The organism is Arthrobacter sp. APC 3897, assembly GCF_030407495.1.
GTDB lineage: Bacteria > Actinomycetota > Actinomycetes > Actinomycetales > Micrococcaceae > Arthrobacter_B.
Genome location: NZ_JASDDG010000019.1, coordinates 40,200 through 55,313 on the forward strand (window position 1 = coordinate 40,200; position 15,114 = coordinate 55,313).

At 64.3% G+C, this 15,114-nt stretch carries 14 protein-coding genes; 13 read left to right on the forward strand and 1 reads right to left on the reverse strand.

What is annotated here, in order from left to right; genetic code table 11:
- The first annotated feature begins 2 nt into the window (after nt 1–2).
- The 3 genes from QMA10_RS10575 to QMA10_RS10585 all read left to right on the forward strand — a co-directional run bounded on the left by QMA10_RS10575 (nt 3) and on the right by QMA10_RS10585 (nt 2,885).
- Nucleotides 3–1,463 (forward strand): amidase, encoded by a 1,461-nt coding sequence (locus QMA10_RS10575; protein WP_290168169.1) that lies wholly within the window; start codon nt 3–5, stop codon nt 1,461–1,463.
- 477 nt (nt 1,464–1,940) lie between these two features.
- Nucleotides 1,941–2,330, forward strand: coding sequence for a VOC family protein (locus tag QMA10_RS10580; RefSeq protein WP_290168172.1), 390 nt, complete (start codon nt 1,941–1,943; stop codon nt 2,328–2,330).
- A gap of 156 nt (nt 2,331–2,486) precedes the next feature.
- A complete protein-coding gene (locus QMA10_RS10585; protein ID WP_290168173.1) occupies nt 2,487–2,885 on the forward strand; it encodes a hypothetical protein in 399 nt (132 codons plus the stop codon).
- 83 nt (nt 2,886–2,968) lie between these two features.
- Here the strand turns inward: QMA10_RS10585 and QMA10_RS10590 are convergent, their stop codons facing one another.
- Complete coding sequence (locus QMA10_RS10590) at nt 2,969–3,760, reverse strand: acetoin reductase (RefSeq protein WP_290168175.1); 792 nt, start codon at nt 3,758–3,760, stop codon at nt 2,969–2,971.
- A 415-nt stretch (nt 3,761–4,175) separates the two neighbouring features.
- Between QMA10_RS10590 and chvE the strand changes: the two genes are divergently transcribed.
- The 10 genes from chvE to QMA10_RS10640 all read left to right on the forward strand — a co-directional run bounded on the left by chvE (nt 4,176) and on the right by QMA10_RS10640 (nt 15,060).
- Nucleotides 4,176–5,294: a multiple monosaccharide ABC transporter substrate-binding protein gene (gene chvE / locus QMA10_RS10595; protein ID WP_290168177.1), complete on the forward strand. Its 1,119-nt coding sequence runs from the start codon at nt 4,176–4,178 to the stop codon at nt 5,292–5,294.
- Between the two features lie 88 nt (nt 5,295–5,382).
- Nucleotides 5,383–6,930, forward strand: coding sequence for a multiple monosaccharide ABC transporter ATP-binding protein (mmsA, locus tag QMA10_RS10600; protein WP_290168179.1), 1,548 nt, complete (start codon nt 5,383–5,385; stop codon nt 6,928–6,930).
- 65 nt (nt 6,931–6,995) lie between these two features.
- Complete coding sequence (gene mmsB, locus QMA10_RS10605; protein WP_290168241.1) at nt 6,996–8,129, forward strand: multiple monosaccharide ABC transporter permease; 1,134 nt, start codon at nt 6,996–6,998, stop codon at nt 8,127–8,129.
- Nucleotides 8,130–8,428: 299 nt separating this feature from the next.
- On the forward strand, nt 8,429–9,427 hold the full coding sequence (locus QMA10_RS10610) for an ABC transporter substrate-binding protein (RefSeq protein ID WP_290168180.1): 999 nt from the start codon (nt 8,429–8,431) through the stop codon (nt 9,425–9,427).
- Nucleotides 9,424–10,308: an ABC transporter permease subunit gene (locus QMA10_RS10615; protein WP_290168181.1), complete on the forward strand. Its 885-nt coding sequence runs from the start codon at nt 9,424–9,426 to the stop codon at nt 10,306–10,308. The genes QMA10_RS10610 and QMA10_RS10615 overlap by 4 nt, the downstream gene beginning before the upstream one ends.
- Nucleotides 10,308–11,066: an ABC transporter permease gene (locus QMA10_RS10620; RefSeq protein ID WP_290168182.1), complete on the forward strand. Its 759-nt coding sequence runs from the start codon at nt 10,308–10,310 to the stop codon at nt 11,064–11,066. The genes QMA10_RS10615 and QMA10_RS10620 overlap by 1 nt, the downstream gene beginning before the upstream one ends.
- 9 nt (nt 11,067–11,075) lie before the next feature.
- Nucleotides 11,076–11,897: an ABC transporter ATP-binding protein gene (locus tag QMA10_RS10625; protein ID WP_290168183.1), complete on the forward strand. Its 822-nt coding sequence runs from the start codon at nt 11,076–11,078 to the stop codon at nt 11,895–11,897.
- On the forward strand, nt 11,894–12,727 hold the full coding sequence (hpaH, locus tag QMA10_RS10630; protein WP_290168184.1) for a 2-oxo-hept-4-ene-1,7-dioate hydratase: 834 nt from the start codon (nt 11,894–11,896) through the stop codon (nt 12,725–12,727). Before QMA10_RS10625 ends, hpaH begins: the two co-directional genes overlap by 4 nt.
- Nucleotides 12,712–13,530 carry an HpcH/HpaI aldolase/citrate lyase family protein gene (locus tag QMA10_RS10635; protein ID WP_290168185.1) on the forward strand — a complete coding sequence of 273 codons (819 nt, stop codon included), beginning with the start codon at nt 12,712–12,714 and terminating at the stop codon, nt 13,528–13,530. Before hpaH ends, QMA10_RS10635 begins: the two co-directional genes overlap by 16 nt.
- A gap of 147 nt (nt 13,531–13,677) precedes the next feature.
- Nucleotides 13,678–15,060 carry an MmgE/PrpD family protein gene (locus QMA10_RS10640; protein ID WP_290168187.1) on the forward strand — a complete coding sequence of 461 codons (1,383 nt, stop codon included), beginning with the start codon at nt 13,678–13,680 and terminating at the stop codon, nt 15,058–15,060.
- Nucleotides 15,061–15,114 lie beyond the last annotated feature (54 nt).

Here is a 15,114-nt window from a genome sequence, read left to right on the forward strand (position 1 = left end):
ACATGGGGCTGACACCGTCCGCCGAGGCCATTCAGGCCATGTCCGCGGTGGAGCTCACCGGGGCCATCAGGGCCAAACAGCTCTCCGCCCGCGAGGCCCTGGACGCGCAGCTGGAGCAGATTTCGGCGGTGAACCCGCAGATTAATGCGGTGGTGACGCTGGACCCGGAGGGCGCCCATGCGCTGGCCACGGCCGCCGACCAGCGCACCGCAGCCGCGGCGGGGGATTCTCTGCCGCCGCTGCACGGGCTGCCCATGACCCACAAGGACACCCACAACACACGGGGAATGCGGACCACCCAGGGGTCCGTCCTGTTCCGGGATTCTGTGCCCGACGCCGATGACCTCATCATCGCCCGGCTGAAGGCCGCCGGCGCAGTGACCACGGGCAAGTCCAACGTGCCCGAGTTCGCCGCCGGTTCACACACCTTCAACGAGGTCTTCGGCACCACCACCAACCCGTACGCGCCGGACCTCAGCGCCGGGGGCAGCAGCGGCGGGGCGGCCGCTGCCCTGGGTGCGCGCATCCAGGCGATCAGCGACGGCAGCGACATGGGCGGATCCCTGCGGATCCCGGCGTCGTTCTGCAATGTGGTGGGGTTCCGGCCCACGGCCGGCGTGGTGCCCACCTGGCCCAGCCGCGATCTGTGGAGCTGGCTGGCCCGAAGCGGCCCGATGGCCCGCGACGTTGCCGACATTGCCCTGATGCTCACCGCGGTCGCCGGGCCGGGCCCGGGACCGGCTGTGCTGCCCTCCCTCTCGCCGGAAACCTTCGCGCAGCCGCTGGAGCGTGACCTGACCGGGATGCGGATCGGCTGGACCCCGGACTTTGGCCTGGGGATCCCGGTGGAGAAGGAAGTGCTGCGGGTGCTGGAAGCCCAGCTCGGAGTGTTTGAAGAGCTCGGAGCCAGAGTGGAACAGGCCACCCCTGACCTGCAGGATGCAGACCTGGTGTTCCGCAACGTCCGCGCCCTGGAGTTTGTCCAAACCCTCGGGGACCTGGTCCGGGATCACCCTGAATCCATCAAGCCGGAAATCCGGTGGAATGTGGAACAGGGACAGCAATTGACCGGACAGGACATCGCCGCCACCGCAGCAGCGCGTACGCGGCTGGCATTGAAGGTCCACGAATTCTTCGGCGGCTACGACGTGCTGCTGGCACCGGCCGCCCAGGTACTGCCCTTTGACGCGCGTCAGCGTTACCCGGAGACCATCAACGGCCAGGCGCTGCCCACGTACCTGGACTGGATGCGCTCGGCCTGTGTCATCTCAGCCACGGGGCTGCCGGCGCTGTCCATGCCGGCCGGCTTCAGCGCTGAGGGATTGCCGGTGGGCCTGCAGATGGTAATGAACCACGGGCAGGATTTCCAGCTGCTCCAGGTGGCACGGGCCTTTGAACAGGCCACCGGCTACGCCCGCCGCGCCCCGGCACTGGTCGCAGGGGAAGGGGTGGGGATGGGCTGACTAATCCATCCGCTCCAGGACGAACACCGGGATCTCCCGGTCCGTTTTCGCCTGGTCATCCGCATACGGGGGGATAAGCAGCCACGGACCGTTTTTGGTTGACCGGGCCTGCGCCGGATCCTAACGTGTCGTCTGTTCGTCCCGCCGGCAGATCGGACCGATGATGACAACACCGCTAAATGCCCTTCCCAAGGTTGGAGCCCCTGCAGCCCGGGCGCTGGACGCTGCGGGGTACTCATCGCTCCGGAGTCTGTCTGGAGTTCCACGCAGGGAGCTTGCAGCTCTGCACGGACTGGGGCCCAAAGCCCTGGACATTATTGAGCGGGCCCTTGCCGAGCACGGACTCGAGCTCGGCTGAACTGTTTGCCGCCGCACTGTTTGCCGCCGCACCCACGGTGTCCCCGGCATGCAATGATGACCTTGTCCGGCGGCCACTTCCGGCGCGACGGCGTACAACACAACACCCGGGGGGGCAGAATGCGGCTACACCATGTACAGGTCTCGATACCCCAAGGCGGGGAAGATCAGGCGCGCAGCTTCTACGGAGACGCGCTCGGTATGACCGAGGTGCCCAAGCCTCCGTCCCTGGCCGGACGCGGCGGGTGCTGGTTCCGCGCCTTCGACGGCGAGGCCGTGGTTGCCGAAATCCATCTGGGCGTCGATACGCCGTTTGTTCCCGCCAAGAAAGCTCACCCGGCACTGGTTCTGGCTTCACCCGAGGAGCTCGAAGTCCTCGGTGCCGCGATTGAATCGGCGGGGTTTGAAGTGTCGTGGGAAGAGCGGCACACCTTTGAGGGCTACGAACGGTTCCACTGCCGGGATCCGTTCAACAACCGGGTGGAAGTGCTTTCGCCGCTGGCGGGCTGAATCCGACGACAGCGCGAGCACAGTCGCTTTTCGTCCATACGGTCCGCTTCGGCTTTTCGGGCCGGCGACCTGAAAGAATGGAAGTTCGTCCGGCCTGCCTGCTCGCCGGACCGCAGGTAACCGCACAGTCTCACCCCTGGAATGGAGCTCCACCACATGTCATCCGATTCAACTGCTGCCCGCATCTTCGGGATTTCCACGGAGGACCGGGTCACGGTCTATGGTGCAGCAGACCGTCCGGAGGTAGCGCCGTTCCTGCCTGCCCAGGCGTACCTGGCCGAATCCGGCTCGCGGAACCCGGCCAACGTCGTCGTGCTGTTTGCAGGCTCAGCAGCAGATCTGGCCCATGAGCTGTCCGGTGCCGCGGCTGCCGTGGAATCCGGCGGCGTGCTGTGGGTCTGCTACCCCTCGGCCGCAGCGGTGAACGAGGAGCGTGACCTCAACCGTGACACCGTGGTCTCCCTGATGGAGGACAACGGATGGCAGCCGCTGGCGGATGCCTCCGTGAGCGAGGCATGGTCCGCGGTGCGCGGGCAGCCGACGCCCCAGCAGTAAAGACTCACCGGGACACTGTTCACCGGGTTTCGGGGAAGCATGCCTGCAGCGCACTTCCCCGGAACCCGCCTTGCTGATGCCGGCTAAGCGAAGTTGATTCCGCCGTCGATCAGTACGGTCTGTCCGGTCATGTGATCAGAATCAGGACCGGACAGGAACGACACCAATTTGGCGACGTCCTCCGGGACGGAGACCCGCCCCGCAAGGATGCCGTCCACCTGGCGCTCAAGAGCGCTGCCGCGGGGAGTGCCTTCAATGGTGGTGAGGCGCTCGTCAATGAGGTCCCACATAGCCGTGCCCACCACACCGGGAGCGTAGGCATTGACGGTGATCTTATGCTTCGCGAATTCCATGGCAGCAGCTTGGGTTAGCCCTCTGACTGCCCACTTCGTCGCTGAGTAGGAGGCAAGGAGGGGAAAGGGCCGATAGGCAACTATCGATGCTGCTCCGATAATCTTGCCGCTGCTTTTCTGGGCGATGAACTGCCGGGCTGCTGCCTGGTAGCAGTAGTAGACGCCCTTGATATTGACGTCGAGCATGCGGTCCAACGCGGCGGGCTCAACATCAAGAATGGGATCAACCTGGGCAATCCCCGCGTTGGCGACGAACACATGCAGGTCGCCAAGAGCCGTGGTGCCTTCGGCCACGAAACGGGCCACGTCATCGGGGTTTGAAACGTCGCCGAATACGCCCACGGCTTCCCTGCCCCGCTCCTGGACCGCGGCGACGACGCTATCGACATTGTCTTTGGCATCGGGGACATCCGCCACGATGATATTGAAACCGTCGTCGGCCAAGCGCTCTGCAATAGCCCGGCCGATTCCCCTGCCGGCTCCGGTGATGAGTGCTGTGCTGCCTTGGTTCTGAGTAACCATGATTGCTCCTTTGGTGGCTCCGGGGTGCTCCCGGTTGGCGTCGTTGCCCGTGCCCAGTCTTCGCACCGCTGCAGGACCCAGTAAAGAGTGGGCACAGATCCGCAGGGAGCAACCGCCAAAAAGCCGATGCCGCACGGGGTCTCGATGCCCGCCGACGGACCGGCGGGCCGCCGCTACTCCCATCGCGGCAGGAGCGATGTTGCGTTCGCATAAACATTCCAAAATCTCTTGTCCAGATGCGGTCGGAGTGGAATTGTTGGCTCAGCCCGCAAATAGGTGACGGTTGCTCGTCACGGGGCGCTACAGCGTTGTATCCGTCCGATCCGGACCTGCGGTGCATGAGCGGGGTCTCCCGCCGTTTCCCGCGGCGCCAGGCCAACCCCGCGGGGCCGGATCCTTTTTCAAAGGCTCAACAATGACTCGAATCAAGCATCTTTCGACCCTGTGTCTGGCCCTCGGACTTGCTGCCGGCATGTCCGCCTGCGCCCCGGCCGGGTCCAACAATGCCTCGGAGGACGGCGACGCCGCCGAATGCAACGTGGGGATCTCCATGCCCACGCGCAGCCTGGAACGCTGGATCAACGACGGCGAGGGGCTGGAGGAAAAACTTGAAGCCCGGGGCTGCACCGTTGACCTGCAGTACGCGGAAGACAAGACCGATCAGCAGATCAGCCAGATCCAGAACCAGGTGGCCGGCGGCGCCAAGATCCTCGTGGTGGCGGCCATCGACGGCAAGACCCTCGGCCCGACCCTGGAAAGCGCCAAGGACCAGGACGTCACCGTTATTGCCTATGACCGGCTGATCAACGGCACCGACGCGGTGGACTACTACGCCACCTTCGACAACTACCAGGTGGGCCAGCTGCAGGGCGAGTTCATCGAGGAGGAACTGGGCCTGGCCAACGGTGAGGGCCCGTACAACCTGGAGCCCTTCGCCGGCAGCCCGGATGACAATAACGCCTCCTTCTTCTTCTCCGGCGCCTGGGACGTGCTGCTGCCCTATGTGGAAAGCGGCCAGCTGGTGGTGCCCTCGGGCAAGTCGCCGGCGGACAATGACGCCTGGACCTCCATCGGCATCCTGGGCTGGAAGTCAGCGGATGCCCAGTCGGAGATGGACAACCGCCTGCAGTCCTTCTACACCGGCGGTGACCAGGTCGACGTCGTGCTCTCGCCCAATGACAGCCTGGCGCTGGGCATCGAATCCTCCCTCCTGGCCGCCGGCTACACGCCCGGCACCGACTGGCCGCTGATCACCGGGCAGGACGCCGACGCCGCCAACATCAAGGCGCTGCTCAACGACCAGCAGGCCATGACCGTGTGGAAGGACACCCGTGAACTGGGTGCCCAGGTGGACACCATGATCGCCTCGCTGGTGGCCGGGGAAGATCCGGAAGTGAATGACACCGAGACCTACGACAACGAGGTGAAGGTGGTCCCCACCTACATTCTGGAGCCGCAGGTAGTGGTCAAGGATGACGTGCAGGGCACGCTGGTGGACTCCGGTTTTGTCTCTGCGGATGAGGTTGGGCTCTAACCAGCCCCGTTCATTGACCGGAAGCGGGGCGCGGCCGGTCCGCGTCCCGCTTCCCGGGTCTCCAATTCGGCACCGAAACGAGAACGGCATGAATGACGTCATCCTCTCCATGGACGGCATTGTGAAGGAGTTCAACGGCATCAAGGCGCTCGACGGCGTTTCCGTGGACATTGAACGCGGCGGAGTGCACGCCATCTGCGGCGAAAACGGCGCCGGCAAGTCCACCCTCATGAAGGTGCTCAGCGGCGTGTATCCGCACGGCAGTTTCGAGGGCAGCATCACGCTGGAAGGCTCGGCGGTGTCCTATTCCACGATCAATGACAGCGAGCGGGACGGGATTGTGATCATCCACCAGGAGCTGGCGCTCAGCCCGTTCCTGTCCATCGCGGAAAACATCTTCCTGGGCAACGAAGTGTCCCGCGGCGGCGTGATCGACTGGAACCAAACCAACCTGCAGGCCGCAGCCCTGCTGGAGCGCGTGGGGCTGGATGAAAGCCCGGCCACCAAAATCCTCGAGCTCGGCGTGGGCAAGCAGCAGCTGGTGGAAATCGCCAAGGCGCTGTCCAAGGAAGTGAAAATCCTGATCCTGGATGAGCCGACGGCGGCGCTGAACGACGGCGACTCCGCGCACCTGCTGGGGCTGATCAACCAGCTCCGAGAACAGGGCATCACCTCGATCATCATTTCCCACAAGCTCAACGAGATCCGGGCCATTGCGGACATTGTTACGGTCATCCGCGACGGGCAGACCATCGAAACCTTCCCGGTCGAGGACACCGACGACATTGAAACCCGCATCATCCGGGCCATGGTGGGCCGGCCGCTGGACAGCCAGTTTCCGGAACGCGAGCCGGACATCGGCGCGGAGAAATTCCGGGTCGAGGACTGGACGGTGCACCACCCCGTGGACACGGAGCGCGTCGTCGTCGAATCAGCCTCCTTCAATGTCCACGCCGGAGAAATTGTGGGCTTTGCCGGGCTGATGGGCGCCGGCCGCACCGAACTGGCGATGAGTATCTTCGGCCGCTCCTGGGGGTCCGGAATTTCCGGACGCGTATATAAGGACGGAACCGAAATACACACGCGCACGGTGGGCGAAGCCATCCGCAACGGCCTGGCGTACGTCAGCGAGGACCGCAAACGGTACGGGCTGAACCTCATCGGCAGCGTCACCGTCAACGTCTCCGCCGCAGCGCTGCGCAAACTGGCCAAGCTGGGGATCATCGACCGCAACCGCGAGTACGGGGTGGCCGATGATTACCGCCAGCGGATGAACATCAAGACCCCCAACGTGTCCTCCCTGGTGGGGAACCTGTCCGGCGGCAACCAGCAGAAAGTTGTGCTCAGCAAATGGATCTATTCCGGTCCGGACGTGCTGATCCTCGACGAGCCGACGCGCGGGATTGACGTCGGCGCCAAGTTTGAAATCTACGGAATCATCAACGAGATGGCGGCACAGGGCAAAGCCGTCATCGTCATTTCCAGTGAACTGCCGGAGCTGATCGGGCTCGCCGACCGCATCTATACGATCGCCGAAGGCCGGCTCACGGCCGAGGTGCCCCGCGCCGAGGCAACGCAGGAAGAACTGATGCGCCACATGACCGCCGCCCGGAACCAAGGAGCACAAGCCCCGTGACCACCACTACTCCAGAACAGGCGAAGGCACCGCTCCCGCCGAACCCCAAGAGCTCGAAACGGCGGATGCGCGTTGACCTGCGGCAATACGGCATCCTTGCCGCGCTCGTCGTCATCATTGTGCTGTTCCAGATCCTCACCGAGGGGCGGCTGCTCTATCCGGGCAACGTCTCCAACCTCATCCAGCAGAACGCCTACGTGCTGATCCTGGCCATCGGCATGGTCATGGTCATCATTGCCGGGCACATTGATCTCTCCGTGGGATCCGTGGTGGCCGTGGTGGGCGGTGTTGCGGCGCTGTCCATGAACAACTGGGGTCTGCCGTGGTGGGGAGCCGTTGTCCTGGCCCTCGCCGTCGGCGCCCTGATTGGTGCGTGGCAGGGATTCTGGGTGGCGTTTGTGGGCATACCGGCGTTCATTGTCACGCTGGCCGGCATGCTGATCTTCCGCGGCCTGGCCCTGGTGCTGCTCTCCGGCGGCACCGTCAGCGGCCTGCCCCGGCCCTATGTGGCGATCGGCTCCGGCACGCTGCCCTCCACCGGAACACCGGACCTGATCACCCTGGGGATCGGCGCCGTTGCGTCGGTGGCCGTGATTGTGCAGCAGCTGAAGAGCCGCGCGGACCTGCAGCGGCTGGGACTGCCGCGCGAGCAGGCCCTGTCCTTCTGGTTCAAGATTGCCGTGGCCGTGGTGGCCATCATGTACCTGTGCTACCTGCTGGCCTACAACCGGGGGACTCCCATCATCCTGGTCATCCTGGCCGTGCTGGTGCTGGCGTACTCCTTCCTGCTGACCCGCACCGTGTTTGGCCGGCACATTTACGCCATGGGCGGGAACCTGAATGCGGCCATGATGTCCGGCGTGAAGACGCAGTGGGTGAACTTCTTCATTTTCGTGAACATGGGCTTCCTGGCCGGGCTGGCCGGCGTGGTCAGCACGGCGCGCGCCGGGGGAGCGGTGGCCTCGGCCGGCGGCGGCTATGAGCTGGACGCGATTGCCGCCGTGTTCATTGGCGGTGCGTCGGTGCAGGGCGGCGTGGGGACTGTCATTGGCGCGGTGATCGGCGGCCTGGTGATGGGCGTGCTGAACCAGGGCCTGTCCATCCTGTCCGTGGACGCCGCCTGGCAGCAGGTGATCAAGGGCCTGGTGCTGCTCCTCGCGGTGGCGTTTGGGTTCAGCCGGCGGAAGGGTGCGCGCTAGGTTCCGCAGTTCCAGAACGACGACGGCGGCCGTCTCCTTCGGGAGGCGGCCGCCGTTTTGCCGCCGGGGCCGCTCCGCAGGAGTTGGAGTGAGGTCCGGCCCCGAATATGTCGCGCCGATCCGGCGTTTTTGACGCCGTTTTTCACTATCCGGAATGCTGCGTTGCTTCGGGGTGTGATGCTGATTACAGTTTCTGAACCAAGCACTACAGAAACACCCTGTTTCGACGTCGTTCGGAGCTGGGATTGACCGTAGGTCCCCCACGGCCCATCACCTTCGAAGGAAGATTGGTACATCACATGCGAGCTCTTTCCACGCGCCGGCGCCAGCGCGGTTACGCCGTCGTAGCCGCTGTTGCGCTGACTCTTTCCGTCAGCGCCTGCACCGAATCAGCGGCCTCTGACTCCGCCCAGGTTGAATCATTGACTGTTGGCAGCACCACCAGCCTGGCCGGGGTGGGTGTCCGCAACGCCATTTCCGGCGGCAAGTTCGAAGATGCCGGACTGACGGTGTCAGCCACGGGCATCAAATCCGGCAATGACGCCGTGCCCCAGCTGCTCAGCGGCGATCTGCAGATTGCCCAGGTTGACACCACAACCGCAATGCAGGCCATTGAAAAGGGAATTCCGATCAAGATTCTTGCCGCAGCCGGTGTCCAGTCCACTGACGGAGCCGACGGCGATCCGTCCACCGGCAGCGTGCTGGTCACCCCGGACAGTGACATCAAGACGGCTGCTGACCTGACCGGAAGGAACGTGGGAGTACCGGCCATCAACAACCAGATCTGGATGAATATCCAGGTGGTGGTCGATGAGGCCGGCGGCGATTCCTCACAGGTGAAGTTTATTGAAATCCCGGGCCCGCAGGCCGTTGACCTGCTGCTCAAGGGAGACGTGGACGCAACCACCGCGTCGGAGCCCCTGGCATCGGCGACGGTGGCTGAGGGGAAGGCGCGGCTCATCCACAGCACGGACATTCCCGGCGGCAAGGGCGAGCCGAGCTCGGTGTACATCGCCACCACGGAATTCATCGCGCAGAATCCCGAGACCCTGAAGAAGTTTGTCTCCGCGGTGTACGCCGGCCAGGACGAAGTCAATAAGGACAAGGAACTGGGCAAGAAGATTGCCGTGGAACAGCTGGGCTACAAGACCGAACAGCTTTCCCAGGCCTTCATCCTGGACTACGGAACCAGTGCCATTGATCCGGAGCAGCTCGGCTCGGTGGCCGAGACCGCAGTGAAGTACGGAATCCTCGGTGAGGTTCCGGATCCGGCCACCCTCCTGGCGGACGTCCAGTGACGCTGAGTACCTCACCCAGCGCTGCGCCCCCGCAGACGCCGGCCTCCTACTCCGGTACCGGCGCAAAATCGCGGCGCATCAGTTCGCGCCCCGCGCCGGGCCGGCCCGGAGGGACTCATGCCCGGCTCCGCACCGTCCGGTGGCAGGTGACGGCGGTCCTGGCTGTTCTTCTGGTCTGGCAGCTGGCGGCCGTAACCTCGGACGGCAGCCTGCCGGGTCCGCTCCAGGTCGCCTCCGCCCTGGCCGGACTGTGGGGAACCGGCGCCTACTGGACCGCCGTGCTGACTACCCTCAAAGTATGGGCGCTCGGCCTGGCCATCTGCACCGTCATCGGCATCCCGCTGGGACTCCTGATCGGCATCTCCCTCAATGCCACCCGGAGCACCCGGTGGGTAATCGATTTCTTTCGGACCATCCCCACCATTGCGCTGCTTCCGCTGGTGCTGCTGCTCTTTGGCCCCAGCATCCGGATGGAGGTTACTCTGATTGTCCTCTCAGCCGTGTGGCCGCTCATGATTCAGTCCATGTATGCGGTCAAGCAGGTGGAACCGGTCCTGAAATGGGTCACCAAAGTCTTCCGGGTGTCCCGCCGCGACCGCATCCGTTTCCTGTGGGCGCCCAGTGTCACCCTGCTGGTCACCACCGGTATGCGGCTGGCTGCCACCATTGCCCTGCTGATGACCGTCAGCGCCGAGTACATCGGCGGTGCGGCGGGTCTTGGCAAGCAACTCTCGATCTCCGAGCAGGCGTTCCAGCGCCCCGAGGTCATCGCCTACGCTCTCACCGCCGGAATCATCGGCCTGGGCGTCAACATGCTGATCATCTTCGTCCAACGCCGCCTGCTGTGGTGGCATCCGATCATCCGGGGGGAGCGCGCCTGATGAACACCCTGAAAAAAATTGCCTGGGAACTCTGGCTCCCGATCGTGCTCATTACCCTGTGGCTGGTCCTGTCCGCCGGGAGCACCTCCTTCTACTTCCCTCCGCTGTCCAAGATCATGGAGCAGTTCGTCCACATCTGGTTCTTCGACGGGATTGTCAGCGATCTCCTCCCGAGCCTGCAGCGGATTCTGCTGGGATTCCTGCTGGCCGTGGTTGTGGGCGTGGGCGGCGGCGTTCTGCTGGGACTGCTGCGGCGCACGGAAGAGGCACTCCGCCCCCTCCTGGAACTGCTGCGGTCAACCCCCGGGGTTGCCCTGCTGCCCATCGCCACCCTCTTCCTGGGCGTGGGCCAGGAAATGAAACTTTTCATGATTGCCCTGGCCTGCACCTGGCCCATCCTCCTGAACACGATTGACGGTGTGCGCTCGGTGGAACCCGTTCTGCTGCAGGTGGCCAAAAGCTACCGGCTGACGCTGCTGCAGCGTATCCGCTTCATCTACATTCCCAACGCCGCCCCGCAGATCTTTGCCGGGGGACGATTGTCGCTGGCCATCGCCGCCGTCGTCATGGTTGTGACCGAAATGATTGGATCGCCCGGGGGCGTTGGCTACTTCGTCCTCAACGCCCAGCGGAACTTCGACCTCCTGAGCATGTGGACAGGCATCATCATGCTGGGCCTGCTCGGGTACCTCCTGAACTTTGCCTTCCGACTGGCCGAGAACCGCATCCTCCGCTGGCACCACATCAAGAACGCTTAGGAAAAGACTATGAACCAGCCAACCGCCACCCGAAAATTCCCGGAGCCCCGCACCGCGGGCGAAACGCTGCTTTCCGTCCGCAGCCTCGGTAAAAGCTACGGCGCCCACCAGGTTCTCGGTGACATCAGCGTGGACGTTCGCACCGGAGAATTCCTGTGCATCGTGGGGCCCTCCGGGGCGGGAAAGACAACCCTGCTGCAGTGCCTGTCCGGGCTGATTCCGCCGTCCTCAGGATCCGTATCCCTCCGCGGCGTTGAAGTGAACGAGCCGCCCGCCGAAATGGCCATTGTCTTCCAGGACTACTCGCGGTCGCTGATGCCCTGGCTGTCCGTCCTGGACAACGTTTCCCTGCCGCTGCGTTCCACCAAGATGCCCAAGGCAGACATCAAGAAGAAGGCGACGGCGGCGCTGGAGGAAGTGGGCCTGGCCGGGCACCTGGACAAGTACCCCTGGCAGCTCTCCGGCGGCATGCAGCAGCGTGTGGCCATTGCCCGGGCACTTGCCTTCGAGCCGGAAATCGTCCTGATGGATGAACCCTTTGCCTCAGTGGACGCACAGACGCGCTCAGACCTGGAAGACCTGACCCTGAGGCTCAAGCAGCATCTGGGCATCACCATTGTGCTTGTCACCCACGACATTGATGAGGCGGTGTACCTGTCAGACCGCGTCCTGGTCCTGGGCGGAAAGCCCACCGAGGTTGTTGACCTGATTGAAACCCACCTTGGCGATGACCGGGACCAAATCAGCACCAAGTCCACCGCACAGTTTGCGGAGCTGCGTGCCAAGGTCTACCAGGAAATCCGGACCCAGCCGGCTCCGGGACAGGCATGAGCGTCCAGACCGTACAGGGCCCGGAAGCGGGACAGGGGAACGCCCGGCTTGATGAGCAAACCATCATCGGCATTGCCGACGAGCTGGTCGAAGCGGGCAGGACCCGGATCCCGGTGCCCCGCCTGACGGCACGGTATCCGGACATGACTGTGGAGGATTCCTACCGGGTCCAGAATCTGTGGAAGCAGCGGAGCCAGGACGCCGGGCGCAAGCTGGCGGGCCGGAAGATCGGCCTCACCTCCCGCGCCATGCAGCTGGCCACCGGAATTACCGAACCGGATTACGGCATCATCTTCAGCGACATGATCCTGGAAAACGGCTGCACCGTCCGGTGGGACCAGTACAGCTTTCCCCGGGTTGAGGTGGAGCTGGCCTTCGTCCTCAACCGGGACCTGGCCGGCCCCGGCGCCACCATTTTCGACGTCCTGGACGCCACCGAGTATGTGGTGCCGGCGCTGGAAATCCTGGATTCCCGGATCGAGATGGAGGGGAGAACCATCGTGGACACCATTGCCGACAACGCGGCCATGGGAGCCATGGTCCTGGGCGGCAACCCCGTCCGTCCCCGGGACATGGACCTGCGCTGGGTTTCAGCCATCCTCCACCGGAACCAGAGCATTGAGGAAACCGGTGTCGCGGCCGGCGTCCTGGGCCACCCCGCAGCCGGCGTGTACTGGCTTGCCAACAAAATCGCCCCTCACGGCGACCTGCTCAAGGCCGGCGACATTATCCTGGCCGGTTCTTTTACCCGGCCCATGCCGGTGCACCGGGGCGACACCGTCTTTGCCGACTACGGAACGCTGGGAACCGTCACATGCCGCTTCGAGTAACTCCCGATCCCTCCTTTAAGACACTCATTGAGGAAACGGACCGCACCGTCACCGGCATGTTCCTGTGCAGCGGCGATGCCACAGCGGCGGAAATCTGTGCCGGATCCGGGCTGGACTACCTCCTCATCGACGCCGAACACGGTCCGATGGGGCTCGAGTCCATTCTGGCCCAGCTCCGCGCCATCGCAGGCTCTCCCGCAGTGTCAGTGGTCCGGGTTCCGGTCAATGACCCGGTCATCATCAAGCAGGTCCTTGACCTGGGCGCCCAGTCACTGATTGTGCCCATGGTCAACACCGCGGAGCAGGCGGCCGACGCGGTCCGCTCCGTCCGCTACGCACCGCTGGGCCACCGGGGAGTCGGCGCTGCACTTGCCCGGTCCGCCCGCTGGAACCGGATACCGGATTACCTGCAGCGCGCTGATGAACTGATTACCGTGCTGGTGCAGATCGAATCCTCGGAAGCCGTGGCCAACGCCGGCGAGATCGCCCGCGTGGACGGCATCGACGGCGTCTTCATTGGCCCTTCGGACCTCGCTGCGACCATGGGACTGCTTGGCCGGCAGCAGCACCCGGACGTGACGGCGGCCGTGGTGGACACCATCAGGGCGGTGAAGAGCGCCGGCAAGATCGCAGGCGTCAACGCATTTGTCCCCGCCCAGGCACGGATGTATATCGATGCCGGTGCCGACTTCGTGAATGTTGGCGCTGATGTCTCCGTCCTGGCCCGCGGAACCGAGGCACTGGCTGCCGAGTTTGCGGACCTGTCCGCCGGCGGCGTCTACACGGCGCCGGAGAGCTATTAGCCCGCCCGGTGCACGGAGCCCGTACGGGCAGCTCCTCCGGACGGCCCAGACGGCGTTTCCAGATACCGGAATGCAGGCTTACCCGTGCACCTGCCGAAGAATAACCTCGCACCTGAACCAAGATCCTCACTGAAAGGCGGGAACAGCATGGCTCCGCGCATCATCGACCGGCTGGTCGAGCACATACTGGACACCCCCTACGAAGCATTCACCGAAGACGTGATCGAGGCAGCGAAAATGCGGCTGATTGACGCCCTGGGCTGCACCGTTTCGGGTGCGGGAGGAGCCGGCAACGATGCGGTGCTTCAGGTGGTCCGCGCCCTGGGCGGGGCACCCCAGGCGTCCCTGGTGGCCAGCGGTGAGAAGCTGGCTCTTCCTTACGCCGCCATGATCAACTCGCTGCAAAGCAGGAGCTTTGACTTCGAGGTGTGCGGGCCGGAACCGGAGGGGGTGAATGCCGGCAAGATGGTGGGACACGTAGCCAGCACCACTGAGCCCACGGCCTTGAACGTGGGGGAGTTCATGCACTCCAGCGGAAGGGAGCTGCTCGCGGCGGTCATCCTCGGCGGCGACGTGGCGGCCCGCGTTTCGGTCGCGAACACTTTCAATTTCGACGCCGACTTTGAAGTCTGCGGAACATCGAACGCTTTTGGCGCCGCCGCGGTGGCGGGCCGGCTCATGGGCCTGACCAGCGACCAGCTGCGCAACGCTTTTGGCATCCTGCTCAACCTGATGGCGGGCTCCTATCAGGGGATTTGGGACGGTGTTCCCTCCTTCAAACTCCCCGGTGCCATGGCGGCGTTCAACGGCATTCTCAGCTGCCAGCTTTCGGTGGCGGGCTTTGACGGCGTCCGCGACGCCCTGGAAAGCCGGCTGGGATACTTCAGCCTGTACACGGATGATCCGCACCCCGACGCCATGACCGCTGACCTGGGCGATATTTTCTACGTCCGGGGACAGCACAAAATGCACCCGTCCTGCTACGGAAACCACAACCCCATCGACTGTGCCCTGGAAGTCAGGGCGGAACACGGGTTTGCCGGCGACGACGTAGCGCAGGTGTACCTGGACGTCCTGCCCCAGCGCATTGACCATTTCCTCAATCAGGTTCCCGGCCCGGATGACCTGCAGCCGAAGTTTCTGTTCAGCATTCCCTACGGTGTGGCCAATGCGCTGTACCGGGGGCGGCCGGAACTGGAACATTACAGCGAACCTGCCATCCGTGATCCGCGGATCCTGGACCTGGCGTCCCGGGTGGTGCTTCGGCCCAATCTGCCCAGCGGCAAGACGCATGCCATCCGGCTCACCATCATCCTCAAGGACGGCCGCGAACTGGAGTTCTTCCGCGAGAATCCGGTTGGCTGGCTCGATGACCCGGTGGGATACGACGACGTCGTCGCCAAGTATTGGCGCAACGTCCGGTTTAACGGCGCGCTTCCGCAGGAACAGGCCGAAAGTGCCCTGGAACTGATCCACAAACTCGAAGACGTCCCGGACGTCGCAGAACTTGCAAAGCAGCTGTCGCTGTAATGCACCACCGCACCCCCGCCTTGCAGGGGCTGCACCGCACCATTTCCGCACAAC